Genomic DNA, 23,943 nt, shown 5'->3' with positions numbered 1-23,943 from the left:
CGTGCGTGATCGCACGCGACCGACTCCGACCGATGAACGTGCGGTGAACGTCGGGTGCAGATCCGTCCATCCGGGCCTCTGCGACCGCCCGTGATCACGTACAGGTGGTGTCGCCCGCGTTGGTGATCGCCAGGTCATTGGGCAGATTGCCGGTGTTCTCGGCGGGTGCGAGCTGGTTCGCCGTCAGGGTCGCCCCGGACGCCGGAACCGATCCGAGAGAGCCGGTGAAATCCGCCCCGACGATGAGCTCGACGCCGGACTTGACCGTGCGATCGAGCTGGATGCTGGCGTTGGGGAACATCTCGGCCAGCGTTGCGGCGGCATCGCGCTGTCCCGGCCCGTAGCGGACGACCGTGTCGTCGCGGTTCTCCGAGGCGTCGGCGACACCGCGGACGTCGAAGCCGTACGGCGTGAGCTGTTCGGACACCTCGCTGGCGAGACCGGTGCGATCGGTGCCGTTGAGCACCCGGACGCCCACATTGCCGGGGTTCTGTGCCGTCGCGGTGACCGGTCCGGGAGCGGACGTGTCGGCCCTGGTGCTCGGTTCATCCGAACTCGAGGGGGCCTTCGAGGATGACGGCGGCTTCTTGCGAGCCTGTTCACCCGGTAGGGGCAGGTCGTCGATGATGGCGTCGAAGATCGCGTCGATGTCGCTGGTGCGCGGGATCTCGTTGTTGGCGCCGTCGGTGGACGTTCCCGATGTCGGGATCGTCAGGAACGAGACCCGTCCGGCCTCGATGCCCTGCATGGACTCGGCCAGGCTGATGAGCGACTGGGTGTCCACACCGTCGACATAGCTGTACTCGATGAATGTGTTCACGATGCCGTTGAGCTTGTTGGGGTTCGACAGCACGTTGCCCGACAAGGACGACCGCAGCAGCGACGACATGAACAACTGTTGACGCTTGATGCGCCCGTAGTCGCCGTTGCCCTCGGAGGAGATGTTGCGGGCCCGCACGTAGTTGAGCGCCCGTCGACCGGTCAGCTTCTGCTTGCCGGGCTTACGCAGGATCTGACCGATCTCGTAGTCGTAGAGCGGCACCGTCGAGCAGACCTCGACGCCGCCGATCGCGCGGACGACCTTCTCGAAACCGTAGAAGTCCATGCCGATGAAGTGGTTGATGTTCAGACCGCTCATCGCGGTGATCACGCGGACGAGGCACTGCGGTCCACCCGCGGCGTAGACGCCGTTGAGTTTGACGTCGTCGGCGGGCGGCATCTCGGCGCCGTAGGCGCCCGTCGCGTTGTCCCAGGCGCGGCAGGCCGGCTGGTCCACCTGCAGGTCCCGCGGGAACGACACCGCGACGACGCGGCTCCGGTTCGCGGGGACGTTCACCAGGATGACGGTGTCCGATCGGGCGCCGTCGGCGTCGGCTGTGGTGCCTGCCCCCACCTTGGCGTTCTGTCCGCCGCGGGTGTCGGTTCCGACGATCAGATAGGTCTCGTCACCGTACTGGGCGTCCTTGTTGCGGATGTTCTGGTCATCGGGATCGACGGCGGTGACGTTGCGCCAGTTGCCGTTCCACGACTGCAGGTAGCCCCAGACGAAGCCGGTGCCGACGAGCGCGAGGACACATGCGATGGCGACCAGGATCCGTCCGGTCGCGGCGGTCTTGCGGAGCATCGCACCCTGACGGTCCTCGTCGCGTCCGGGATGACGCCGGGGTGCCGAACGCAGGGCGAGGGGTCCGGTGAGATCGGGGGTGCGCTCGAGCGGTGCCTGCGCGACCGGGCTCCCCGACGGAGACCCGGCGACCGGTTCCTGGCCCCGGGATTCCTCGATGGCCCGCTTCTCGGTCGCACGGTCGGACAGGTCCGGTGCGGAGTCGCCGATGGTGGGGATCTTCTGGGTGACGTCGTTGTCGAAGCGATGGACCGTGGTGGGGCGGTCGTCGGGCGCCGGCTGGGGTGCGCCCGGCGCACGCGTGGGTGACGGCGGTTCGGCGCCCTGACCGAACGGCTGTCCGAGGCGGCGGGAACGTGCGCGCGTCGACGGGGTCTCGGGATTCCGCGACTCCGGACGCGGGGGCATCGCGCGACGGGAGCCGGAGCGGCCGGAGCCCGCAGGCGGCTCGGCCGGTGACGACTCCTCCGCGTTCATCTGCTCCATGAGCTGACGGACGGTCAGCCGCGTTCGTCCGCGGACGAATCGATCCGCGGACCGCGGCTCACGGAGGCTGGGGTGTGCGGGGGGCTGGTCACCCGGGCCGACGGGGCCGGTGGCGTCCTGTCCCGGGGTCGGGCCGAGCTCGTCGTGGGAGCGTCCGGCGCGACGACCACGACGAGAGCGATCGGCGTCGCCCGCCTCGGGGTCGTCCGGGCCCGGTGTCCTACGACTCAATGCACGTTCCTCATGCCCCGTGGTCTGATTCGCGAGTCACCGCAGATCGGGGCTCGACCAGCGCGGTACGCACAGAATAGAGGTCCCGACGGCCGGGACCTCCGCGCAATAGTACTGATCCCACCTGAGAAACCATCTCAGCCAGGCGCCGGTTGTGACGGTTTTCGCAATCCGGTTCAACCGCCGGAGTGCATGATCTCGGCCCCGGCCGGGACAACGTCCTCGTCCGGATCGTCGAGCCATCCGTCCGGCAGCGCGACCTTGGCCGGGGATCCCTGCCTGCCGCGAGGGCCGTGGCCGTCGGACGGGAACGGGGTGTCCGCGGGCAGCTCGGCGAGCAGTTCGCGCAGCTCGTCGACGCTGCCGACCAGTGCCATCCGGCGGCGGATCTCCGATCCGGCCGGGAAGCCGCGCAGGTACCACGCGACATGCTTGCGGATCTCGCGGCAGCCCTTCATCTCACCGTGGTGGTCCACGAGGAGTTGGCAGTGCCGGACCATGATGTCGGCGACCTCGCCCAGATTCGGCGGGGTCGGGGCCTCGAACCCGCCCAGCTCGGCGGCGAGTTCGGCGAACAGCCAGGGACGGCCGAGACAACCGCGTCCGATGACCACGCCGTCGCAGCCCGTGCGGTTCATCATCGCGACCGCGTCGGCGGGCTCGAAGATGTCGCCGTTGCCGAGCACGGGCACGGACGTGACGTGGTCCTTCAGACGGGCGATCTCGTCCCAGTCGGCTTCGCCGGAGTACCGCTGCGACGCGGTGCGCGCATGCAGGGCAACGGCGGCGGCGCCCTCCTCCGCGGCGATGCGACCGGCGTCGAGGTGGGTGCGGTGCTCGTCGTCGATGCCGATGCGGAACTTCACCGTCACCGGGATGTCGGTGCCCTCGGTGGCGCGGACCGCCGCCGCGACGATCTTGCGGAACAAGGTGCGCTTGTAGGGGATCGCCGAACCGCCGCCCTTGCGGGTCACCTTGGGGACCGGGCAGCCGAAGTTCATGTCGATGTGGTCGGCGAGGTTCTCGTCGACGATCATCTTCGCGGCCTGATACGTGTACTCCGGGTCGACGGTGTAGAGCTGCATCGACCGAGGATTCTCGTCCGGTCCGAAGGTCGTCATGTGCATCGTGACCGGATGCCGCTCGACGAGCGCGCGGGCGGTCACCATCTCGCAGACGTACAGCCCGGAGACGGTGCCGGTGCGGGCGAGTTCGAGCTCACGGCACAGCGTGCGGAATGCGACGTTCGTGACACCGGCCATCGGGGCCAGCACGACCGGGCTGTCCAGTTCGATCGAACCGATGCGCAGCCCCTTCGAGACGCTCGCAAGCTCGCTCCTCAGGGGGCTGGGGTCGACGCTCGCAAGCTCGCTCCTCAGGGGGCTGGGGTCGACGCTCGCAAGCTCGCTCCTCAGGGGGCTGGGGAGCGAGCTTGCGGTGGTCGAAGGCGCCGGGCTGCTCCCTGAGGTGTGAGCGGAGCGAGCCTCGAAGGGGAGGGTGGTGCTCAGGATGCCTGCTGCTCCCGCTTCTTGGCCTCGCGGGCGAGCGAACGGTCGCGCATCTCCTCGAAGCGGATGGTGTCCTTCTCGAGCTGCTCGAGGAAGGCGGCGAGCTCCTCGCGGGTCTTCTCGCCCTCGCTGGTGAAGTCCTCACGCTCGAAGACGTTCCACTTGCGCAGGACCGGCATGACGACCTCTTCGAGGTGCTGGCGCAGGTCGTAGATGCCGTGCTTGGCCATGAGCACGCCGTGACGACGGAAGTTGGGCATCCCGGCGCCGGGCATCTGGAAGTTGGTCACGATGTCGGTGACCGCGCGCAGCGTCTGATCGGGCGAGATGTCGAAGCCCGCGCCGCAGATGTTGCGGTAGAAGATCATGTGCAGGTTCTCGTCGGCCGCGATGCGCTGGAGCATCTTGTCGGCGATCGGGTCGTTGCACGCTTTGCCCGTGTTGCGGTGGCTGACGCGGGTCGCGAGTTCCTGGAAGGTCACGTAGGCCACCGAGTGCAGCAGGCCCAGCTCGTCGGCGTGCTCCTCGAGTTCGTCCACACGTCCGGCGGCGGCCAGCATCGGGTCGTAGCCGTTGGTCATGTGGATCATCCGCGCCTCTTCGAGCGCGACGGGATCGACGCCGCGGGTGACCACGAGGTAGTCGCGCATGACGATGCCGTGGCGGTTCTCCTCGGCGGTCCAGCGACCGACCCAGTGGCCCCAGGCGGAGTCCATGGAGAAGTTGTCGGCGATGACGCGGTGGTACGACGGCAGATTGTCCTCGGTGAGGAGATTGGTGATCATCGCGGCCTTGGCGACCTCGTCGAGCTGCGACTGCTCGGGGTCGTAGTCGACCCCGCCCAACGCGGCGAAGTTCCGGCCCTCGTCCCACGGCACGTAGTCGTGCGGGTTCCAGTCCTTGGCGATCTTGAGGTGGCGGTTGACGTTGTCCTCGGCAACCGGGGCCAGCTCCTTGAGGAGCTCGAGTTGCGTCAGGTCGCGTGCCATATGGGTGTCCTCCGAACGGTGTCCGCGTGTGTGATCGTGCGTGTGTCGTCGTCTGTGTCTGGTGGGTCGGTCCACGTGCGCGGCCGCTGCCACGATCGTGGTTCTCGACGTCGTCGGTGATGCTCGACGTCTTGGCGGATGCGTGCCGGGTCCGCCGGACCGCGGTGTGTCGGGCCGGGGTGCGCTCCGGCGCCCGACGCCACTGGTCAAAGTCCTAGCGTACGGCACGCTCACCGGTGTCCCAAGTCCGTCGTGAGGGTGTCGTCGCCGCACCGGCGAACCGTTACGGGGCGCGTGGGTGTCATCCGTCACGCCGGCGATCTCCGCAGGCGTCGCCGCAAACGCCCAGCTGGGCGCGGGTTCGCCCGGTGCGGCGGAACGGTCAGCGCCGAGAGGCGAACATGGCCCCGGTCGTTTCCATCCAGGCCGTTGCGGGCTCGTCGATGGTGCCCAGTTCGCGGGCCTTCTCACACCAGCGCATGGCCGCCCGACCGAACTCCATGGGGTTGTACACGTCTTCCTCGCGGCTCCAGCGACCGTTGCCCGCGTAGGTGAGGATGGTGATGTTGGTGGCGGTGATGTGGGTGGAGTCACCGGGGTCACGCATCGGGTTGTCGACTTCGCAGATGACCCGGCTGGTCGGGGCGTCGACCACATGCCACAGGGAGGGGAAACCAGTCATGTGGCTGCCGGGGAACGAGGTCATCGTGCGCCAGATCCACGTCCGGATCTCCTCACGGCCGCGCATGGTGCCCAGTGCGTGCTCGACGTAGTCGGCATCGTCGGTGAACAGCTCGGCGAAGCGATCCCAGTCGCGGCTGACGGCTATCTCGGCGACCGTGCGCTGGAACTGCGCGAAGGCCTCGTCGAGTTCTGCGTGGGTGAACTCGGTGGTCGGCTGGGTCGGTTTCTCGGTGGTTTCCATCGTCGCCGATCGTAGAGTCCGGACCGGCGCGATCCACCGCGTTTCGCGACACTCGGTACCATTCGTGCCCAACACTGCCACCGCACACGGATCGGTGAGGACGTCATGTACCAGGTAGGGGACCTGATCGCGGGGTACCGCGTCCTCGACGTGCTCGGACGCGGCGGCATGGGCGAGGTCTACAAGGCCGCCCATCCCCGGCTGCCGCGCGCCGACGCCCTCAAGGTGCTCCGGTCGGTCCACGCCACCGACCCGGTCTTCCGCGCCCGGTTCGAACGCGAGGCCGACATCGTCGCGCCCCTGCACCATCCGAATATCGTCGCCGTCTACGACCGCGGTGTGTTCGACGAGTTGCTTTGGATCGCAATGGAGTACGTGCCGGGCACCGATGCCGCGCGGATGCTCGCCCGGGAGTCCCCGCTCGACCCCGGTCTCGCGTGCACGATCATCGCCGGGGCGGCCGCCGGTCTGGACGCGGCACACCGGCGCGGCGTCATGCATCGCGACATCAAGCCGGCCAACATCCTGATCACGCCGGGCGAGGAACGTGTCGACGGCGGTCCGAGCGGTCCCGAAGCCATCAAGCTCACCGATTTCGGCATCGCGCAGGTACTCGACGAGGTCACCCACCTGACCGGCACCGGGATCACCATCGGCACGATGCGCTATGCCTCGCCGGAGCAGATCGAGGGCCTGCGCGTCGACGGCCGCAGCGACATCTACTCGCTCGCCGCCACCGCGTACGAATTGCTCACCGGTGCCCCGCCTTTCGACTCATCGTCGCTGCACGGGTTGATGACGGCACACATGCACCACGAACCCCCGTCGGCCAGTGCGCGCAACCGGGCCCTCCCCGCGGCCGTCGACCGGGTGCTCGCCCGGGCGATCGCGAAGGAACCGGGCCGCCGACAGTCGACGGCGGGGGAATTCGCGGCCGCGCTCGCCGACGTCTTCGACTCCCGCGCAACACTCATCGGCCCGGTGGGCGTGCCCGATGCCCGGGAGGTACCCGCGTCCCACGGTCGGGACGCGGAGAACCTCGCCGAGCTCCGTCCCGCCGGAACCGGTGTCGGTGCGGATCCCCGCCCGCCGATCGGTGCTCCGGGCCCGCGTGCCGGGGCGCTCGCGCCGGCACGGGTTCCGCCGGAACCGTCGCCCATCTGGCCGGCCGAGGACGATGCGACGCAACCGAATGCGGTCGGCCGTCCGCGCAAGCTGCTCGTGATCGGGATCGTCGCCGTGCTCGTCGCCGGAATCCTCGGCGCCGGCATCGGACTCGTGCGCATGTCGGCCACGTCTCTGGACACCCCGGACCCGCCGGACGCGGAGGTCACGACCACTGCCGTCGAACTGACCTGGAACAGTGTGGCCGGGGCCACCGGCTACGTGGTCACCCAGAACGACGCCGTGATCTACTCCGGGCCCGCGACCGAGTTCACCGCGCCCCGACCGGTACCCGGCACCTACACGTTCCAGGTCGCCGCGCACGACGACGGCCGGGTGTCGGACTTCTCGCGGAACTCCGAGCAGGTCGATGTCTTCATGACGTGGGGCCAGCTGCAACCGATCGCCGACCTGTACCACGATCTCATCCCCGCGACACCGTTGAGCACCAACGGTTTCGATGCCATGCGCTGCTGGGGTGAGGACGGCGACCTCGCCTTCTCGTCGAGCAAGCGCACCGTGTCGTGCACGCGCGAAGCGGAGAACCCGACCGGGGCCGGCAGCGGAGACCCTTCCGGTCCGCAGGTGGCTGCGTACCAGGTGATCGTCGATGCCTACGACACCCCGGAGGAGGCCACGGCAGCAGCGAAGGTGACCGCGTACGACCTCCGCGGCGTCGACTACACGACTGCGCAGGGACACACCGGCACGTTGTATCTGTCGGACAAGCAAGGTGATCAGGGTCAGGCGATCCTCACGTTCGACGACGGTGACCACGCCCGATCGGTGGTGTGGGTCGTCGTCCCGGGCGAGCCCGCCGCCGCGGCCGGCGACGTGTTGAAGAGGTTGCCGATCTGATGAACTCGCCCACTCCACCCGCTCTCCCCACTTCGCCGATCTCGACGACCGTCCCGACCCGGCCGCGACGGATCGGATCCGGCCCCTGGCTGATCGGGTTGATCGTGCTGATCTCGGCGGTGGTGGCGCTCGGTGGGTTTGCGGTGGTCCGTTCGGTGACGGCACCCGATGCGCCGGACCCGCCCGGCGGGCTCACCCTGCAGGCCCGGCCGGGGCGGGTGATCGCGACCTGGGACCCGGTCGACGGGGCGTCGGCCTACCAGCTCCTCCGCGGTGACGGATACGTCGTCCACCAGGGGCCGGAGACGACGGCCGAGGACGCGAGTGTGCCTGCCGGAGAACATGACTACCGGGTGGTTGCGATGCGTGGGGGCGTGTACTCCGAGCCCGGGCCGGTGCAGCGGGTCCGGACGGGTGCGAGCTGGGGAGAGTTCGCGCCGCTCGTGGCGCAGTTCCCGGAGTTGCTCCCGCAGGCCCCCGACACCGCCGCGCGATGGATGAACACGGAGTGCATCCGCCGCTACTCCGGTGGCCGGGACGAGGTCGGCCCGTCGGAGACCGGGGCGGGCCAGGTCCGCACCGTCTTCGTCGTGCGGTGCGCGGCGGGTGCGGTGGATCGTCCTTTCGGGGTGTTCTGGTTTGCGTCCAGGGATGCGCTGAACGCGGAGTACTCGCGGTCGTCGTCGACGTCGCGGCCGGTCAGGTGGCGGCACGGAACGGGATTGATCGACGAGAACGGCCGCGGGGTCTTCAAGATCACCGACGACCCGGCGCGCGAACTCGCGATGATCGTCGTACTGGAAACCGACGGTCAGGACATTCTCGACATGGTGGACTCGCTGCCGCTCTGACCGCCGGAGAGCATGTGTCCCCAGTCGGCCGTGGCGGTCGGCGGAACCGGCTCCGCGAGGCACGCCGGGTGCGGCATGATGGCGTGGGGTGCCTGCGGGGTGGGTGCCCGACGTCGAGGAGAGGCTGAACTCATGCAGCGCTTGAGTGGTTTGGACGCATCGTTTCTCTACCTCGAGACGCGTTCGCAACTGATGCACGTCATCGGTCTGTTCGAGATCGACCCGAGCACCATGCCGGGCGGCTATCGGTTCGACAAGATCCGTGCGGAGATGGAGCGACGGATCGCCGCCATCCCCGCCTTCCGCCGCAAACTCGACAACTCGTTGCTCAACATCGACCACCCGGTCTGGATCGAGGACGAGGACTTCGACATCGAGCGTCATGTCCACCGCGTCGGGGTGCCGGCACCCGCCGGCGCCGGCGAGGTCGCCGAGCTGGTCGGTCATCTCGCCGGTCAGACGCTCGACCGGGGCAAGCCGCTCTGGGAGCTCTGGATCATCGAGGGGCTCGCCGACGGCCGGGTCTGCGCCATGCTGCGTATGCACCACGCCGGGACCGACGGTGTCACCGGCGCCGAGTTGCTGGCGCAGATGTGCACGCTCTCACCGGAACCCCCGGAACTCGACGCTGAGAAGGTGGGAGAATCGGCCGGGCCGTCGTCGCGCGTCGCGATGGCCGCGGGTGGGGCGGTCAACTACTTCGTCCAGCGTCCCCTGGCGATGGCCAAACTGCTGCCCCGGACGCTCGGCGTACCGGTCGGCTGGTTCCGTCGCGCACAACAGGATTCGGCGATGCCGGCACCGTTCCGCGCGCCTCGGACGCGGTTCAACGCACCTATCACGCCGCATCGCAGCATCGCCGTGACCCAACTCTCGCTCGCCGACGTGAAGCGCGTGAAGGACCACTTCGGCGTGAAGATCAACGACGTGGTGCTCGCGATGGTGGGTGGAGCGCTGCGCACCTACCTGCTCGAACACGACGAGTTGCCCGATCGCCCGCTGGTCGGGATGGTCCCGGTCTCGGTGCACGGCGCCGATGAGAAGGACCTGGTCGTCGGCGGAACCAACAAGGTGACCGGGATGTTCACCCAGCTCTCCTCCGACGAGCCGGATCCGGTTGCCCGGCTCCAGAAGCAGGCCGAGCTGAGCCGCACCTCGAAGGAGCACCACGCCGAGATCGATGCGAACATCCTGCGGTCCTGGGCTCAATTCGCCCCGGGCACAACGCTGTCCACCATGATGAAGATCTACGGCGACCGCAACCTGGCGTCGGCCCATCCACCGGTCTTCAACGTCCTGGTGTCCAACGTGGCGGGTCCGGACTTCCCGCTGTACTTCCTCGGCGCCCGGGTCACCGGCGTCTACCCGCTCGGCCCGATCTTCCACGGACTGGGACTGAACATCACGGTGTTCTCCGCCGACGGCAACCTCAACATCGGCATCGTGGGCTGCACCGACCAGACCCCGGATCCGTGGGCGATCGCCGACGCCTTCGACGATCAGCTCAAGCAACTTCTCGCTGCCTGCGATTGAGGCGGGCGGTTGCCGCTGGTCGAGCGACGAGCAGATCAGCCGCTGGTTGAGCTGTCGATGAACGTGTTTCCCGCTGGTTTCAGTGTCAGGGTTGTCTAGCCATTTCGGTGGTGGTTGGGTTCTGAGCACCAGGCATCTGGCTCTCCCGCTGGTTACCGCCCTGGCTGTATCGGGCTGGTGTTGGCTCATTGTGCCGATGCCTGGTGTGTCAGGACCGGCCGGCGTGACTTGATAGGAGCGTGGCATCGCCCCCGACTGAGATGTGTCCGCCGACCGGCCCGACTGTCGCCACTCCCTCTGACAGGAAGGCATCTCCCATGATCGTCATCGGTGCTGATGTGCACAAGCGCACGCACACCTTCGTCGCGGTCGACGCTGTCGGCAAACAACTCGGATCCACCGTGGTGCCGGCGACCACGGCCGGGCATCGCACAGCCATGCAGTGGGCGCATACACGCTTCGGTACCGAGGTGTTGTGGGCGATCGAGGACTGTCGCAACATGTCGGCCCGGCTCGAACGCGACCTGCTAGGCGCCGATCAGAAAGTGGTGCGGGTAGCGCCGCGCCTGATGGCCGAACACCGCCGTACCGGACGGGAACGCGGCAAGTCCGATCCGATCGATGCGCTAGCCGTGGCTCGGGCCGCAGCACGTGAACCCGACCTTCCGGTGGCGTCTCACGACGCGTTGTCCTACGAGATGAAAGCTCTCGTCGACTACCGTGATTGCCTTGTGCGCGAACGAACCTCGAAGATCAACCGGGTGTTGTGGCGGGTACACCAACTCGACCCCGAGCACCACATCAAAAAGGGCGGGATGAAACTCAAGAAGCATCAGAAAGCGCTGCAAACCTGGTTGACGACCCAAGGCAGCGGTGTCGATGCCCGCCTGGCCGGCAAGGAAGTCGCCGCTATCTACGACCTGACCGTGGAGATCAATGAGGTCGAACGAGAGATCACCAAGAAGGTTTCCGACGCGGTGCCCACCCTGTTGGCGATGCCCGGTTGTGGCGCGCTCAGCGCCGCGAAACTCCTCGGCGAATCCGCCGACATCACCCGATTCCCCGGGGAGGCCCAGTTCGCCCGCCACGCCGGAATCGCCCCCGTGCCGGTGTGGTCGGCCAACCCGGGGCGTCATCGACTCACGCGGTCGGGCAACCGCCAACTCAACGCCGCGATCCACCGCATCGCGCTGACCCAGGCACGCATGCCGGACACCCTCGGCCACGCCTACTACGAGAGAAAGCAGGCAGACGGCAAGACTCCTCGCGAGGCGATGCGCTGCCTCAAACGCCGCCTCACCCGCGTCGTCTACAACCACCTCACCACCGACCACCACGCCCGCACCCACAAAGCCGACAACCCGACAGCCGCCGCTGCTTGACATAGGAGCTATGAGCTGTCGATGAGCGTGGTCTCTCGCTGGTTGAGCAGTCGACGAGCGCAGCGAGGCGACGTGTCGAAGCCACTAACCCCCGGCCAGCTGGTCGAGCCAGACCTGCGCCGACGCATCCGACGGTGACCGCCAATCGCCACGCGGAGACAGGGACCCGCCCGATCCGATCTTCGGACCGTTCGGCATCGCCGAGCGCTTGAACTGGTTGCCCATGAACCGCTTCACGAACACGCCGAGCCAGTGCTCGATGGTCGCCGCATCGTATTCGTTGCGTTTGTCCTCGGTCAGCAGATCCGACCACGGACCGCGGGTGCGGTCGCCCCACGCCTGCCGGGCGAGGTAGGCGATCTTGGTCGGCCGATAGCCGAAGCGCGTCAGGTGGTAGAGGAAGAAATCGTGCAGTTCGTAGGGGCCGACGGTGTCCTCGGTGCTCTGGATCCGGCCGTCGTCACCGGGCGGCACCAACTCGGGGGAGATGACGTCGTCGAGGATCTCGACCAGGGTCTCGGTGGTCTCCGACGAATGGTGTCCGCTGGTGATCATCCACCGGATCAGGTGCTGGATGAGCGTTTTCGGCACCGAGCCGTTGACGTTGTAGTGGGACATCTGGTCGCCGACACCGTAGGTGCACCAACCGAGCGCGAGTTCGGACAGGTCGCCGGTGCCGAGCACGATGGCGCCGTTGGAGTTCGCCAGGCGGAACAGGTGCGAGGTCCGTTCGCCCGCCTGCACGTTCTCGAACGTGACGTCGTAGACCTTCTCGCCGCGGGCGTACGGATGGTCGAGGTCGGCGAGCATCTGCTCACACGACGGCCGGATGTCGATCTCGGTGCCGCTCACGCCGAGGGAGTCCATGAGCGCGTGGGCCCGTCGCAGCGTCGGGCCGCCGGTCGCGAAACCGGGCATCGTGTAACCGAGGATGTTGGTGCGCGGCAGCCCCAGTCGGTCGAACGTGTCGACCGCGACGAGGAGCGCGAGCGTCGAGTCCAGCCCGCCGGAGACGCCGATGACGATCTTCTCCAGTCCGGTCGATCGCAGTCTCTGGGCGAGACCCTGCACCTGAATGGAACGGACCTCGGCACAGCGTTCGTCTCGGTCGGCGGAATCCGCCGGCACATAGGGGAACCGGGGAATCACCCGCCGGACCACGTCATCGTCGCCGGCCAACTCGCCGAAGTCGAAGCCGATGCGGCGCAACGACTTCAACCGTTCGGAGTGGTCGCCGACCTGGTCGCGCAGGCTGATCATGCGCATCCGTTCCTGCCGCAACCGGTCGAGATCGATGTCGGCGGAGATGATCTGGTCGGTCGTCGCGAACTGTTCGCTCCGGGCGAGGAGCGAGCCGTTCTCGGTGATGAGGGCGTCACCGTCCCAGGCCAGGTCGGTCGTCGATTCGCCGAAGCCCGCGGCGACGTACACGTGGGCGGAGATGGTGCGTGCGGAGTGCCCCGTGCACAGGTTGGTGCGGTAGCCCTCTTTGCCGATGGTGACCGGGCTGCCCGACAGGTTGGCCAGCACCGTCGCGCCGCCGAGAGCCGCCCACGTGCTCGGTGGGATCGCCACCCACCCGTCTTCGCAGATCTCGACGAACAGTGCGAAACCGGGGAGGTCGCGTGCCTCGAAGACGAGATCGGCGCCGAACGGGACCTCGTCGCCGCCGATCGACACGGTCGTGGGGATCGCGTCGCGTGCCGCGGCGAAGAAGCGCTGCTCGTAGAACTCGCGGTAGTTCGGCAGGTAGGACTTCGGGACCACCCCCAGGACGGCACCGTCGTGGATGACGGCGGCGCAGTTGTACAGGCCGTCGCCGACGAGCATCGGCAGCCCGACGCAGAGGACCGGCGTCATTCCGGCGCTGGCGGCCACGATCTCGTCGAGTGCGGCGCGGCACCCGTCGAGGAGAGCATCCTGATGGAAGAGGTCGTCGACGCTGTAACCGCACAGCCCCAGTTCGGGGAAGACGACCAGGCAGGCGCCGTCGTCGGCGGCCCGTCGCGCGAGTGCGATGGTGCGCGTGGCGTTGACCGCGGGTTCGGCGATCGTCAGGACGGGAACGGCACCGGCGACCCGGGCGAATCCGTTTGCGTAGACAGACACTCCGACACCCTAATCGCGGGCGGGCCCGGACGCGCCTCGGCGGGCAGGTGTTCCTAGGACCGCCACCAGGTGTCGTCGACCTCCACCGGAGTCGTCCGCTTGTGCCGGTTGCGATGCCACGCGGCCTCGATCTTCTCCGCGGCCTCGACGGGGATCTCGCGTCCCTCGAGGTAGTCGTCGATGTCGTCGTAGCGCAGGCCGAGTTCGTCCTCGTCGGTCTGCCCGGCCTTGTCGTCCAGCAGGTCGGCGGTCGGGACCTTCTCCCACAGTTGCTGCGGCGCACCGAGGTGGCGCAGCAGCGCACGGCCCTGCCGCTTGTTCAGTCCGGAGAGGGGCAGGACATCGGCGGCACCGTCGCCGTGTTTGGTGAAGAAACCGGTGACGTTCTCCGACGCGTGGTCGGACCCGATGACCAGCAATCCGCGGTCGCCGGCGAGCGCGTACTGCGCGACCATCCGGTGCCGGGCCTTCGCATTGCCCTTGGTGAAATCGGTGAGTCGGTTGCCGGTCGCCTGTTCGATCTCCGCGGTGAGGGCGTCGACGCCGGGGGCCACATTGACGGTGACCACCTCGTCGGCGGCGACGAAATCGAGCGCGGCAGCCGCGTCGTCCTCGTCGTGCTGCACCCGGTAGGGGAGGCGGACCCCCACGAAGACGGCCTCACCGCCACCGGCACGGACGCGGTCGGCGGCCAGCTGTGCCAGCCGTCCGGCCAGGGTGGAGTCCACCCCGCCGGAGATGCCGAGGACATATCCCTTGGCGCCGGTCGCGTCGAGGTAGTCGGCGAGGAAGCGCACCCGGCGTTCCACCTCGTCGGCGGGTTCGATCGAGGGCTTCACCGCGAGGGCGTCGATGATGGTTCGCTGGATCTCACGCATGACCCCAGTGTGCGCCATCGGTCAGTCCTCGCGCGGGATTCGCACACCCACGAGGTGGGCCCCCGGGTCGGGGGTCAGGCCGAGGCGGCCCCACGGGTGGGTCACGCCGACGACCGCGTAGGCCGAGGTGGGAAACCGTTCGATGTGACCGTCCGGGTCGAGCGTCAGCGCGGTCGCGGGCATCCCGGGCTCGTGCCCGACGACGAGGATCGTCTGCGCGTCGGCGGGTGCGTGAATGCGGATGGACTCGAGGATCTCCTCGGGTGCGCCGCCGTAGATGTCCTCGACGTAGGTCACCGGCGCGTCGATGCCGGTCCGGGCGAGGGTCTGACGCGTTCGAGTCGACGTGGAGCACAGCACCGCGTCGACCCGCAGGCCCTCGTCGGCCATCCATCGTCCGGCCAGAGCGGCCTGCCGGTCGCCGCGTTCGGCCAGCGGACGGTCGTGATCGGGCGTCGCGGGCGGGTAGCCCGACTTGCCGTGCCGCATCAGGATGAGCGTGCGGGCCTCGCTCATGCGGCGCCGTGCCGTCGGTCGCTGACCCGGTTGCCGGGCCCGGACTCGGCGACCATCATCCGCAGCACCCGCACGGTGGCGCGCCACGCCGCCGCCTCCTGCCGGAGGAAGGCCGCATGCTCGTCGTCGCCGCGGGCCTCGGCCTCCTCGGCGGCGACGTCGAACTCTAGATACTCGTCGACGGCGCAGGCGATGAATTCGCCCACCGAGGTGCAGTCGGTGCAGGCCACCTCGATCGCGGCGGCGTCGAGGGTGGCCAGTCGTTCCAGATCTGACCGATAACGCATGGGTTCGAATCTACGTTGTCCGGGCAGGTGGTGGGTGTTCCGACACCGTCGATCTCGGTTCGGGCGACTCCGGTCGCCACCGCGAGCACCGGCAGCCGCCGTTACCCTGGGGATCGTGCACACCTGGGTACCCGCTCTCCTCGCGGTGCTGGCCGCGTTGATGATCGCGGCGGGCACCGTGTTGCGTCAGCGCGCCTCTCGGGTGAACGGTGCCATCACCCCGGGTTGGTGGGCGGGTGCGGCGATTGCGCTGTGCGGCTTCGGTTTGCAGGCGTCTGCGCTCGGGTTGGGCTCGATCCTGCTCGTGCAACCGCTGGTCGTGCTGGCGGTGCTGTTCGCCCTGCCGCTGGAGGCCTGGGCCGACCATCGGAACCCGGCCCGCATCGAATGGGCGTGGGGCGGGGTGCTCGTCGCGTGTGTCGTCACGTTCCTCATCGTGGCGCGACCCGAACCGTCGATGCGGCGACCCGACGCTTTGTTGCTCTGGGGCACGGTGGGGGCGGTCATCGGTGTCGTGGTGGCGTTGGTGGTCTTGGCGCACCGCTCGAGCCCGCACTACAAGGCGCTGTTCTACGGACTGGTCGCCGGCGTTCTCTTCGGGGTGTCGGCACTGCTGGTCAAGACGGTGATCTACCAGGTCACCCATCATTTCTGGCGTACCTTCGTCCACCCCGAGATCTATCTCTTCGTATTGGTGGTGATCGGCGCGATCCTCGCCCAGCAGATGGGATTCGGCGCGGGCGACCTGCAGACGTCGTTCCCCTCGATGACGGTGGCCGAGCCTGCCGTCGCCATGGTTCTCGGCGTGTTGTTGCTCGGCGAGAACCTGCAGGTGTCGGTGCCGACGGCGCTGTTCCTCGGGATCGTGCTCGCGATCATGGTGCGTGCGGTGTGTGAACTCGCCAAGCTGTCGGCAGTGCGCGGGTACGAACAGGCGGTCGCCGCGGAAGAGGCCGCCGCTGTCGAGGAGACCGCAGCCGACGGGGTCGCAGCGAAAGACGCCGCGGCGGGGGAGTCGGAGACGACGACGTCGCGGCCGGTGGCCTGACCACCGACCGCGACGACGTCCGGGTTCTCAGATCTCCTGCGAGATTCCTTCGGCCCACTCGGCGGCCTGCTTCGCCGGCTTGATCGCCGACGAGTTGTCGTGGCGGGCGTGTTCGCCCACCTGGACCGCGCCGCGCTTGGTGAGCATCTCGGCGACAATCTCGCCACCGCGGTTGAACGTGTCGTAGATCGAATCCCCGAGCCCGAACACCGCGAACCGCACACCGGTGAGGTCGGGGTCGACGCTCTCGAGTTCCTCGGCGAAGGGCTCGGCGCCGGTCGGGAGTTCGCCTTCGCCGTAGGTCGAGCAGACGATGACGAGGAAGTCCTCGGGGTCGAGATCCTCGACCGCGAACTCGCTCATGTCGTAGATCGAGGGATCGTGATCGGCGGCCAGCGTGTCGGCGATGGCGTCCGCGACGAGCTCGCCGTTCCCGGTTTCGGTTCCGTAGAGGATGACAACCGACATGTGAACTCCTCTCGACGTCGGCGTTTTCGCAAAGCGAGGGTAGCCTAACCGGCTCGCCGGTGTGAAATCGCTGGTGAACAGGGGGTTGGAAGAAATACTTGGATGTCCTACTATGTGGTGACACCGGCCATAACCCCCAACGAAGTCGAAGGTGATCTCCGTGTCCGCTCCTGCTGTCCCCTCGATCCCGCACTACCTGAACGGCAAGCGCGTTCCCGCCGAGGGCGGACGTTTCGCCGACGTCTTCAACCCGAGCACGGGCGCCGTGCAGTCCCAGGTCCCGCTGGCGTCGACCGACGACGTCGCCGCCGCGATCGCGACCGCCTCGGAGGCGCAGAAGGAGTGGGCCGCCTGGAACCCGCAGCGCCGCGCCCGCGTCCTGATGCGGTTCGTCGATCTGGTCAACAAGAACGCCGACGAGCTCGCGACCACGCTGTCGCTCGAGCACGGCAAGACCCACGCCGACGCTCTCGGCGACATCCAGCGCGGCGTCGAGGTGATCGAGTTCGCGATCGGCATCCCGCACCTCATCAAGGGCGAGTTCACCGCCGGTGCCGGCGGCGGCATCGACGTGCACTCCATCCGCCAGCCGCTCGGTGTCGTCGCGGGCATCACGCCGTTCAACTTCCCGGCCATGATCCCGCTGTGGAAGGCCGGCCCGGCCCTCGCGTGCGGCAACGCGTTCATCCTCAAGCCCAGCGAGCGCGATCCGTCCGTGCCGGTGCGGCTGGCCGAACTGTTCACCGAGGCGGGCCTGCCCGACGGTGTGTTCCAGGTCGTGCACGGCGACAAGGAAGCGGTCGACGCGCTGCTGACCCACCCGGACGTCAAGGCCCTCGGCTTCGTCGGCAGCTCCGACATCGCGCAGTACATCTACTCGACGGCGGCCGCCCACGGGAAGCGCTCACAGTGCTTCGGTGGCGCCAAGAACCACGCGATCATCATGCCCGACGCCAACCTCGACCAGGTCGTGGACGCGCTGATCGGTGCGGGCTACGGCAGCGCCGGTGAGCGCTGCATGGCCATCAGCGTCGCGGTCCCGGTCGGCGAGCAGACCGCAGATCGGTTGCGCGCCAAGCTGATCGACCGGGTGAACGCGCTGCGTGTCGGGCACAGCCTCGATCCCAAGGCCGATTACGGGCCCCTGGTCACCGCCGCCGCCCTCGAGCGGGTCCGCGGGTTCATCGACAAGGGTGCCGAGGAAGGTGCCGAGGTCGTCATCGACGGACGTGAGCGCGCCAACAACGAGCAGACCTTCGGCGACGAGGACATCTCGAAGGGCTTCTTCATCGGCCCGACCCTGTTCGACCACGTGACCAAGGACATGACCATCTACACCGAGGAGATCTTCGGTCCGGTTCTGTCGATCGTGCGTGCCGGCGACTACGAGGAGGCCCTCGCGCTGGCGTCGGACCACCAGTACGGCAACGGTGTCGCGATCTTCACCCAGGACGGCGACGCCGCCCGCGACTTCACGGCCCGCGTCGACGTCGGCATGGTCGGCGTGAACGTGCCGATCCCGGTTCCGGTGGCGTACTACACCTTCGGCGGCTGGAAGCGTTCGGGCTTCGGTGATCTCAACCAGCACGGGCCGGCGTCGATCCAGTTCTACACCAAGACCAAGACGGTGACGACGCGCTGGCCGTCCGGCATCAAGGACGGCGCCGAGTTCGTCATCCCGACGATGGACTGATCGGCGTTGACCACTTTCGCCGACGCCGCGGTCGCTCGGCTCGACGGTGACGAACGCGTCATCGTCGAGACCGCAGCGGGTTTCGCGGCGAAGAAGCTGGCACCGTTCGCGCTGGAGTGGGACGCGTCGAACCACTTTCCGGTCGACGAGCTGCGCGAGGCGTCGGAACTCGGGATGGGCGCCATCTACTGTTCGGAAGATGCCGGCGGCAGTGGCCTGCGCCGTCTGGACGGCGTGCGCATCTTCGAGCAGCTGGCCTACGCCGATCCGGCCGTCGCGTCGTTCCTGTCCATCCACAACATGTGCACGTGGATGGTCGACAAGTACGGCACCGACGAACAACGTTCGACGTGGGTGCCGCGCCTGGCGACCATGGAGACGGTCGCGAGCTACTGCCTGACCGAGCCGGGTGCCGGCTCGGACGCGGCCGCGCTCGCGACCCGTGCCGAGCGGTCCGGCGACGAGTACGTGCTCACCGGGGTCAAGCAGTTCATCTCCGGTGCGGGGTCGTCGGACCTCTACGTCATCATGGCCCGCACGGGCGAGGCCGGTCCGAAGGGGATCTCCACGTTCCTCGTGGAGAAGAACTCCCCCGGGCTGAGTTTCGGTGCGCAGGAGCACAAGATGGGCTGGCATGCGCAACCCACCGCCCAGGTCATCCTCGACGAGGTGCGCGTGCCCGCGGCCAATCTCCTGGGCGCCACCGAGGGCATCGGCTTCGGCATCGCGATGAACGGCCTGAACGGAGGTCGCATCAACATCGCGGCATCGTCGCTGGGCGGTGCACAGGCGGCCTTCGACAAGGCGGCCGCCTATGTCGCCAGTCGTCGGGCCTTCGGGAACGCGCTGATCGACGAGCCGACGATCCGGTTCACTCTCGCCGACATGGCCACGTCGCTGCAGGCGTCGCGGCTGATGCTGTGGCAGGCGGCGTCCGCCCTGGACGACGATGCGCCGGACAAGGTCGAGCAGTGTGCGATGGCGAAGCGCTTCGTCACCGACACGTGCTACGAGGTCGCCGACCAGGCGCTCCAGCTGCACGGCGGATACGGGTACCTCACCGAGTACGGAATCGAGAAAATCGTCCGCGACCTCCGTGTGCACCGCATCCTGGAGGGGACCAACGAGATCATGCGCGTCGTGCTCGGCCGTTCGATCGCGACCCGCTACCGTTCCCTCGCCCCCTGAGGTGCGAGGAGCGTTAGCGACGAGCCTCGAAGGGCTGAACCCGCTCCACACAACCACTTTCGTAGGAAGCAGAGACAATGACGACGATCGCCTTCCTCGGCCTCGGCAACATGGGCGGCCCGATGGCCGCCAACCTGGTGAAGGCCGGGCACACCGTTCGCGGGTTCGATCCGGTACCCGAAGCGGTGAAGACGGCACAGGACAACGGCATCGAGACCTTCTCGGCCGCGATCGAGGCGGTGTCCGCCGCCGAGGTCGTGATCACGATGTTGCCGAGTGGCGCCATCGTGAAGAAGTTGTACGACGACATCCTCCCGGCGACGCCTACCGGCGCGCTGTTCATCGACTCGTCGACGATCTCCGTCGACGACGCCCGCGAGATCCACCAGCGCGCTGCCGAGCACGGCTTCGCGCAGCTCGACGCGCCGGTGTCGGGCGGCGTCAAGGGCGCCGTCGCGGGCACACTGGCGTTCATGGTGGGCGGTGAGGACGAGGCCTTCGCCGCCGCACGCGGAACCCTGGATCCGATGGCGGGCAAGATCATCCACTGCGGTGCCGCGGGCGCCGGCCAGGCCGCCAAGGTCTGCAACAACATGGTCCTCGCCGTCCAGCAGATCGCGGTGGGCGAGGCGTTCGTCCTCGCGCAGAAGCTGGGTCTCGACGATCAGGCGCTCTACGACGTGATCACCGGCGCCACCGGCAACTGCTGGGCCGTGCAGACCAACTGCCCGGTCCCGGGTCCGGTCCCGACGTCGCCGGCGAACAACGACTTCAAGCCGGGCTTCGCGACCGCTCTGATGAACAAGGACCTCGGTCTGGCGATGGACGCCGTCGCCAGCACGGGGTCGCGCGCACCGCTGGGCACTCATGCCGCACAGCTCTACCGCGGCTTCGCCGAACAGCACGCCGACCTCGACTTCAGCGCGATCATCACCTCGCTGCACTAGGTCTTCGCCGTCCGCACGAGACCCGTATGACGTTGTGCCCGGTTTCCGGGTGCAACGTCATACGCGTTTCCGGCGGCTGATCGGTGGAGCGCGGTGTGGATGGCCGTGGCGACCTGGGCGGGTCGTTCGATGAGGTCGGTCCAGGTGAAGTTGAGGACGGTCCAGCCGTTGGCGGTGAGCAGGTTGCGTTTGGTCCGGTCGCGCTGGAAGGTGGCGACGTCGCGGTGGAAGGCGAAGCCGTCGATCCCGACTGCGATCTTCGTGTCGGGGAAGGCGAAGTCGATGACGTGGCCGAGGGTGGGCATGTTCGCGATCCAGCCGGTGATCCCGGCGGTGGTGAGCAGTTCGGTGGTGAGTCGTTCGGCTTCTGATCGTGCCCCGTCGCCGAGGAGTCGTAGATAGGTGGCGACTCGTGGTGCTCCGTGTCGGTTCGGGTAGCGGTCGTGTGCGGCGTGGAGTGCGTCGAGGGTGACGCGGGTGGTCAGTAGTGCTGAGTCGAGCATGCTGATCCCGATGTCGAGGGAGGCGTCGAGGACGGTCAGTGCGGCGGCCGTCGTCGGAAGTCCTTGGTGGATGGTGATGTCCTCGGCGTGCAGTGGGCGGTATCGGACGAGTGCGGTCGCTGATGAGCGGCGGGCAGTGCCGCGGGTTGGCGTGTACACGACGTGTTTTCGTGGTTCGTCGTCGTGGAGGCCGAGCCACCAGGAGCTGGCCGCGCCGCCGAGTACCGCTGCGGTGTGGACCGACAGGACCGCGATGCGCGCTTGGGCTCGGGCTGTGCGGGGGTGTCCGGCGACGAGGTACACCCCGCGTGCGACGGCTTTCCAGTCGCCGGCGGCGAGTTTGCGGTGGATGGTCGAGGAGCTGACGCTGCAGTCGCGGGCTTCGCGGGTGGAGAACACGCCGTCTCGGCGGGCGGTCAGTTCGGCAATGTCCATGGTGATTCGACGCTGCCGGTCGGCGTGCGGTTCCGTCGTCGGGTGGCTCCGGAATCCGTATGACGTTGTGCCCGGTTTGCGGGTGCAACGTCATACGCGTTTCAGGTGCGGACTCAGAAGTCCCCGTTGTGCTTGCGAAGCGACTGGATCGCGCCGACGAGGCCGGTCATCTCGTCGTCGGACATCCCGACGTCGCCGAACACCTCGCGGTTGAGGGTTTCCGTGGCCTCGCCCACCGTCTTCTGCCCGAGCTCGGTGATCTCGACGAGCGTGGTGCGTCCGTCGGTGGGATGCGGGACGCGCCGGACGAGGCCGCCCTCCTCGAGCCGTCGGATCGCGTGGGTCACGCTGGTGACATGGACCTGGAGCCGGTCGCTCGCCTTGGTGATCGGCAGTGAGCCGTGCCGCGAGAACGCCAGCAGGCGGAGGAGTTCGAAGCGGGAGAAGCTGAGGTCGTACGGACGCAGTGCGGCCTCGACGCGCGCGAGCAGGATCTGGTGCGCGCGCATCACCGAGGTCACCGCCACCATGCCGTCGGCGACCCCGCCCCACCCCGCCTGGGTCCAGTTCTCCCGTGCCTCGGCGATGGGGTCGAAATCCATGCTGCGCCCTGCCATACCGATACCCTAGTGCGCCTCCGGTCCCACCGCGGTCAGGCGCGTGCAGTGCGCCACCCGTCGATGACGGCGGTCGCGGCGGCCACCGGGTCGGCGCCCGCCGGGTAGTTGCCCGACAGCAGGAGCGTCGCCATCCCGTGCACCTGCGCCCACAACGATGCGACGACGGTCTCGGTGTCGGCGGCGCGGAGGAGCCCGGCTCCGATCGCCGCCTGCACCCCCTCGCGCAGCGGGGTGATCGCACGCGTCGCGGCCGCACGGGTCTCGTCGGTGCGTTCGACCCCCGCGAGCGCGTCGGAGAACATCAGCTCGTAGAGCCGGGGATTCTCCAGTGCCCATCCGACGTAGGCGACCCCGAGGCCTTCCAGCGTCATCGGGCCCTCGGCTGCCGCCACCGCGGACCGTTGCGCGCCCGCGAACGAGTCGAAGGCACGGACCAGGATCGCGCGCGACAGTCCCTCCTTGTTCCCGAACAGCGAGTAGACCGCGGTGGTGGAGGTGTCGGCAGCGCGAGCCACCTCCCGCACCGACAGCGCGCCGACCCCGTGCGCGGCCACCACCCGGACCGCTTCGTCGAGCAGTCGTGTCCGCACGTCGTCGGTGTGCGATCGAGGTCTTGCCACGACCACCATCGTTTCATAACATCGTTCTGTAACAGTGTTACCAAACTACGGAGTCGCCATGCCACCCCGCCGAGCCGTCCGCATGACCAACGACATCCCGCCTGCGGGCACGGCCGTGTTCCTGATCGGGATGCGGGTGACCCGGCCCTGGCGGGTGCGCGCGTGGTTGTCGGTGATGGCGGCGATGCCGAGGATGCTCATTCATCTCCGGCGACGACCGCAGGCGGGCATGCTCGACGCCCGTCTCTATGTGGGTGGCTCACTCATGGTGTTGTCGTACTGGCGCAGCGCCGACGATCTCCGGCGGTTCGCGTCCGACCCCGACGCGCCGCATCTGCCCGTCTGGCGGTGGTTCAACCGGGAGCTCGCCGACACCGACTCGGTCGGGATCTGGCACGAGACCTACGTCATCGGTGAGCACGAGTCCATCTCGAGCGGGATGGCCCCGCAGGGCCTGGCGCGTGCCGTCGGGTGGCGCCCGGTCGGCCCGGGGACGGCCACCGCTTCCGGTCGCCTCGGTCGAAGCCGGCCGATTGCGGACGGTGTCGTGCCAATGAATGACACTGCCGATTCGGGCGATTCGAAGGGCTGATTCGATCAATTGTGATCAGGGTAGTCGCAATCAGGCCGACGATTAGCATAGAGAACCTATTTGTTAGCAACGACACCTAACTTTCCGCATGTCCCATCTGGGTGGTTTGTCGCCAAAGGGCGTATTGACGCAACCGGTCCTGGTCACCAAATATCAACCAGCACTTGTTGTTTGACAAGCACTGACTTTCTGATGAATCCGGATTCGGTTTTACCGATCGCACAACTGAAAATCAGAGACATGGGCAAGAATCCACCCTTTTCCGAAAACTCATCTGATGAGACCAATTGATCTTTCGTGACGCTTTCGAGACCATTTGTCGCATGTCATTAAGATGCCTTTACCGGCATTTTGCCTTTGCCGAAAATTGATGTCGGCGAATGTTTATCGGGAGTATGGTCCGATTTGTCGACGGGGCGACAGCTCTCCAGGGGGGCTTACTTGGCTTGATCTTGCGCGGGTGACGAGATCTTTCGTCCCGTGGTCTG

The 23,943-nt window shown here is 67.8% G+C and carries 22 protein-coding genes; 10 read left to right on the top strand and 12 right to left on the bottom strand.

The genetic code is table 11. From position 1 onward, the window contains the following. Positions 1-94: 94 nt before the first annotated feature. Positions 95-2,341, bottom strand: coding sequence for an LCP family protein (locus BCM27_RS20195; RefSeq protein ID WP_004022005.1), 2,247 nt, complete (start codon positions 2,339-2,341; stop codon positions 95-97). A 176-nt stretch (positions 2,342-2,517) separates the two neighbouring features. After that, entirely contained in the window at positions 2,518-3,603 is a 1,086-nt protein-coding gene (gene dusB, locus BCM27_RS20190; protein WP_033205086.1) for a tRNA dihydrouridine synthase DusB, read from the bottom strand. Positions 3,604-3,643: 40 nt separating this feature from the next. Between dusB and BCM27_RS25820 the strand changes: the two genes are divergently transcribed. After that, on the top strand, positions 3,644-3,814 hold the full coding sequence (locus tag BCM27_RS25820; RefSeq protein WP_156036619.1) for a hypothetical protein: 171 nt from the start codon (positions 3,644-3,646) through the stop codon (positions 3,812-3,814). A 31-nt stretch (positions 3,815-3,845) separates the two neighbouring features. Here the strand turns inward: BCM27_RS25820 and BCM27_RS20185 are convergent, their stop codons facing one another. Together BCM27_RS20185 and BCM27_RS20180 are read right to left on the bottom strand one after the other, a co-directional pair. Then, positions 3,846-4,838: an acyl-ACP desaturase gene (locus tag BCM27_RS20185; protein ID WP_004022003.1), complete on the bottom strand. Its 993-nt coding sequence runs from the start codon at positions 4,836-4,838 to the stop codon at positions 3,846-3,848. A gap of 382 nt (positions 4,839-5,220) precedes the next feature. After that, on the bottom strand, positions 5,221-5,763 hold the full coding sequence (locus tag BCM27_RS20180; protein ID WP_004022002.1) for a nuclear transport factor 2 family protein: 543 nt from the start codon (positions 5,761-5,763) through the stop codon (positions 5,221-5,223). A gap of 105 nt (positions 5,764-5,868) precedes the next feature. On the opposite strand from BCM27_RS20180, the gene BCM27_RS20175 reads away from it, so the two are divergent. From BCM27_RS20175 to BCM27_RS20160, 4 genes are all read left to right on the top strand, one after another. Then, a complete protein-coding gene (locus BCM27_RS20175) occupies positions 5,869-7,785 on the top strand; it encodes a protein kinase domain-containing protein (RefSeq protein WP_004022001.1) in 1,917 nt (638 codons plus the stop codon). Then, the gene (locus BCM27_RS20170) at positions 7,785-8,636 is read left to right on the top strand and encodes a hypothetical protein (protein WP_004022000.1); all 852 of its coding nucleotides are present in this window, start codon (positions 7,785-7,787) and stop codon (positions 8,634-8,636) included. The genes BCM27_RS20175 and BCM27_RS20170 overlap by 1 nt, the downstream gene beginning before the upstream one ends. 132 nt (positions 8,637-8,768) lie before the next feature. After that, complete coding sequence (locus BCM27_RS20165; protein WP_004021999.1) at positions 8,769-10,169, top strand: WS/DGAT/MGAT family O-acyltransferase; 1,401 nt, start codon at positions 8,769-8,771, stop codon at positions 10,167-10,169. A gap of 317 nt (positions 10,170-10,486) precedes the next feature. Further along, positions 10,487-11,551: an IS110 family RNA-guided transposase gene (locus BCM27_RS20160; protein ID WP_068884412.1), complete on the top strand. Its 1,065-nt coding sequence runs from the start codon at positions 10,487-10,489 to the stop codon at positions 11,549-11,551. Between the two features lie 84 nt (positions 11,552-11,635). Here BCM27_RS20160 and BCM27_RS20155 read toward each other — a convergent pair whose 3' ends face one another. The 4 genes from BCM27_RS20155 to BCM27_RS20140 are packed head-to-tail and all read right to left on the bottom strand — an operon-like array spanning position 11,636 to position 15,341. Then, complete coding sequence (locus BCM27_RS20155; protein ID WP_004022502.1) at positions 11,636-13,660, bottom strand: NAD(+) synthase; 2,025 nt, start codon at positions 13,658-13,660, stop codon at positions 11,636-11,638. Between the two features lie 53 nt (positions 13,661-13,713). Then, entirely contained in the window at positions 13,714-14,538 is an 825-nt protein-coding gene (gene nadE / locus BCM27_RS20150) for an ammonia-dependent NAD(+) synthetase (protein ID WP_033206327.1), read from the bottom strand. 21 nt (positions 14,539-14,559) lie between these two features. After that, positions 14,560-15,054 (bottom strand): SixA phosphatase family protein, encoded by a 495-nt coding sequence (locus BCM27_RS20145; protein WP_004022500.1) that lies wholly within the window; start codon positions 15,052-15,054, stop codon positions 14,560-14,562. Further along, positions 15,051-15,341, bottom strand: coding sequence for a hypothetical protein (locus BCM27_RS20140; protein ID WP_004022499.1), 291 nt, complete (start codon positions 15,339-15,341; stop codon positions 15,051-15,053). Before BCM27_RS20140 ends, BCM27_RS20145 begins: the two co-directional genes overlap by 4 nt. Positions 15,342-15,456: 115 nt before the next feature. On the opposite strand from BCM27_RS20140, the gene BCM27_RS20135 reads away from it, so the two are divergent. Then, entirely contained in the window at positions 15,457-16,389 is a 933-nt protein-coding gene (locus tag BCM27_RS20135; RefSeq protein ID WP_004022498.1) for a DMT family transporter, read from the top strand. 27 nt (positions 16,390-16,416) lie between these two features. Here the strand turns inward: BCM27_RS20135 and BCM27_RS20130 are convergent, their stop codons facing one another. Next, complete coding sequence (locus BCM27_RS20130) at positions 16,417-16,857, bottom strand: flavodoxin domain-containing protein (RefSeq protein ID WP_004022497.1); 441 nt, start codon at positions 16,855-16,857, stop codon at positions 16,417-16,419. 160 nt (positions 16,858-17,017) lie between these two features. On the opposite strand from BCM27_RS20130, the gene BCM27_RS20125 reads away from it, so the two are divergent. From BCM27_RS20125 to mmsB, 3 genes are all read left to right on the top strand, one after another. Continuing rightward, positions 17,018-18,550 carry a CoA-acylating methylmalonate-semialdehyde dehydrogenase gene (locus BCM27_RS20125; protein ID WP_033206343.1) on the top strand — a complete coding sequence of 511 codons (1,533 nt, stop codon included), beginning with the start codon at positions 17,018-17,020 and terminating at the stop codon, positions 18,548-18,550. Between the two features lie 6 nt (positions 18,551-18,556). After that, on the top strand, positions 18,557-19,738 hold the full coding sequence (locus BCM27_RS20120) for an acyl-CoA dehydrogenase family protein (protein ID WP_004022495.1): 1,182 nt from the start codon (positions 18,557-18,559) through the stop codon (positions 19,736-19,738). A 77-nt stretch (positions 19,739-19,815) separates the two neighbouring features. Further along, entirely contained in the window at positions 19,816-20,685 is an 870-nt protein-coding gene (gene mmsB / locus BCM27_RS20115; RefSeq protein ID WP_004022494.1) for a 3-hydroxyisobutyrate dehydrogenase, read from the top strand. Here the strand turns inward: mmsB and BCM27_RS20110 are convergent. The 3 genes from BCM27_RS20110 to BCM27_RS20100 form a co-directional block, all read right to left on the bottom strand. Next, positions 20,682-21,623 (bottom strand): type IV toxin-antitoxin system AbiEi family antitoxin domain-containing protein, encoded by a 942-nt coding sequence (locus tag BCM27_RS20110; RefSeq protein WP_004022493.1) that lies wholly within the window; start codon positions 21,621-21,623, stop codon positions 20,682-20,684. The genes mmsB and BCM27_RS20110 overlap by 4 nt on opposite strands. A 113-nt stretch (positions 21,624-21,736) precedes the next feature. Further along, positions 21,737-22,240, bottom strand: a complete 504-nt coding sequence (locus BCM27_RS20105; protein WP_004022492.1) for a MarR family winged helix-turn-helix transcriptional regulator — start codon at positions 22,238-22,240, stop codon at positions 21,737-21,739. A gap of 35 nt (positions 22,241-22,275) precedes the next feature. After that, positions 22,276-22,872, bottom strand: a complete 597-nt coding sequence (locus BCM27_RS20100) for a TetR/AcrR family transcriptional regulator (RefSeq protein ID WP_004022491.1) — start codon at positions 22,870-22,872, stop codon at positions 22,276-22,278. A 49-nt stretch (positions 22,873-22,921) separates the two neighbouring features. Here BCM27_RS20100 and BCM27_RS20095 point away from each other — a divergent pair, with 49 nt between their 5' ends. Beyond that, positions 22,922-23,455 carry a DUF4188 domain-containing protein gene (locus tag BCM27_RS20095; protein WP_033206324.1) on the top strand — a complete coding sequence of 178 codons (534 nt, stop codon included), beginning with the start codon at positions 22,922-22,924 and terminating at the stop codon, positions 23,453-23,455. The last annotated feature ends 488 nt before the right edge of the window (positions 23,456-23,943 follow it).

This window comes from Gordonia terrae, assembly GCF_001698225.1.
Classification (GTDB): Bacteria; Actinomycetota; Actinomycetes; order Mycobacteriales; family Mycobacteriaceae; genus Gordonia; species Gordonia terrae.
This window is presented reverse-complemented; position numbering and strand designations above follow the sequence as displayed.

What these genes read in the sequence shown, in the direction of transcription:
- BCM27_RS20175 (WP_004022001.1), top strand. Translation starts at nt 5,869, where the DNA reads ATGTACCAGGTAGGGGACCTGATCGCGGGGTACCGCGTCCTCGACGTG.
- BCM27_RS20160 (WP_068884412.1), top strand. Translation starts at nt 10,487, where the DNA reads ATGATCGTCATCGGTGCTGATGTGCACAAGCGCACGCACACCTTCGTC.
- nadE (WP_033206327.1), bottom strand. Translation starts at nt 14,538, where the DNA reads ATGCGTGAGATCCAGCGAACCATCATCGACGCCCTCGCGGTGAAGCCC.
- BCM27_RS20180 (WP_004022002.1), bottom strand. Translation starts at nt 5,763, where the DNA reads ATGGAAACCACCGAGAAACCGACCCAGCCGACCACCGAGTTCACCCAC.
- BCM27_RS20140 (WP_004022499.1), bottom strand. Translation starts at nt 15,341, where the DNA reads ATGCGTTATCGGTCAGATCTGGAACGACTGGCCACCCTCGACGCCGCC.
- BCM27_RS20110 (WP_004022493.1), bottom strand. Translation starts at nt 21,623, where the DNA reads ATGGACATTGCCGAACTGACCGCCCGCCGAGACGGCGTGTTCTCCACC.
- BCM27_RS20095 (WP_033206324.1), top strand. Translation starts at nt 22,922, where the DNA reads ATGCCACCCCGCCGAGCCGTCCGCATGACCAACGACATCCCGCCTGCG.
- BCM27_RS20165 (WP_004021999.1), top strand. Translation starts at nt 8,769, where the DNA reads ATGCAGCGCTTGAGTGGTTTGGACGCATCGTTTCTCTACCTCGAGACG.
- BCM27_RS25820 (WP_156036619.1), top strand. Translation starts at nt 3,644, where the DNA reads ATGCGCAGCCCCTTCGAGACGCTCGCAAGCTCGCTCCTCAGGGGGCTG.
- BCM27_RS20185 (WP_004022003.1), bottom strand. Translation starts at nt 4,838, where the DNA reads ATGGCACGCGACCTGACGCAACTCGAGCTCCTCAAGGAGCTGGCCCCG.
- BCM27_RS20130 (WP_004022497.1), bottom strand. Translation starts at nt 16,857, where the DNA reads ATGTCGGTTGTCATCCTCTACGGAACCGAAACCGGGAACGGCGAGCTC.
- BCM27_RS20145 (WP_004022500.1), bottom strand. Translation starts at nt 15,054, where the DNA reads ATGAGCGAGGCCCGCACGCTCATCCTGATGCGGCACGGCAAGTCGGGC.
- BCM27_RS20105 (WP_004022492.1), bottom strand. Translation starts at nt 22,240, where the DNA reads ATGGCAGGGCGCAGCATGGATTTCGACCCCATCGCCGAGGCACGGGAG.
- dusB (WP_033205086.1), bottom strand. Translation starts at nt 3,603, where the DNA reads ATGGCCGGTGTCACGAACGTCGCATTCCGCACGCTGTGCCGTGAGCTC.
- BCM27_RS20100 (WP_004022491.1), bottom strand. Translation starts at nt 22,872, where the DNA reads ATGGTGGTCGTGGCAAGACCTCGATCGCACACCGACGACGTGCGGACA.
- BCM27_RS20170 (WP_004022000.1), top strand. Translation starts at nt 7,785, where the DNA reads ATGAACTCGCCCACTCCACCCGCTCTCCCCACTTCGCCGATCTCGACG.
- mmsB (WP_004022494.1), top strand. Translation starts at nt 19,816, where the DNA reads ATGACGACGATCGCCTTCCTCGGCCTCGGCAACATGGGCGGCCCGATG.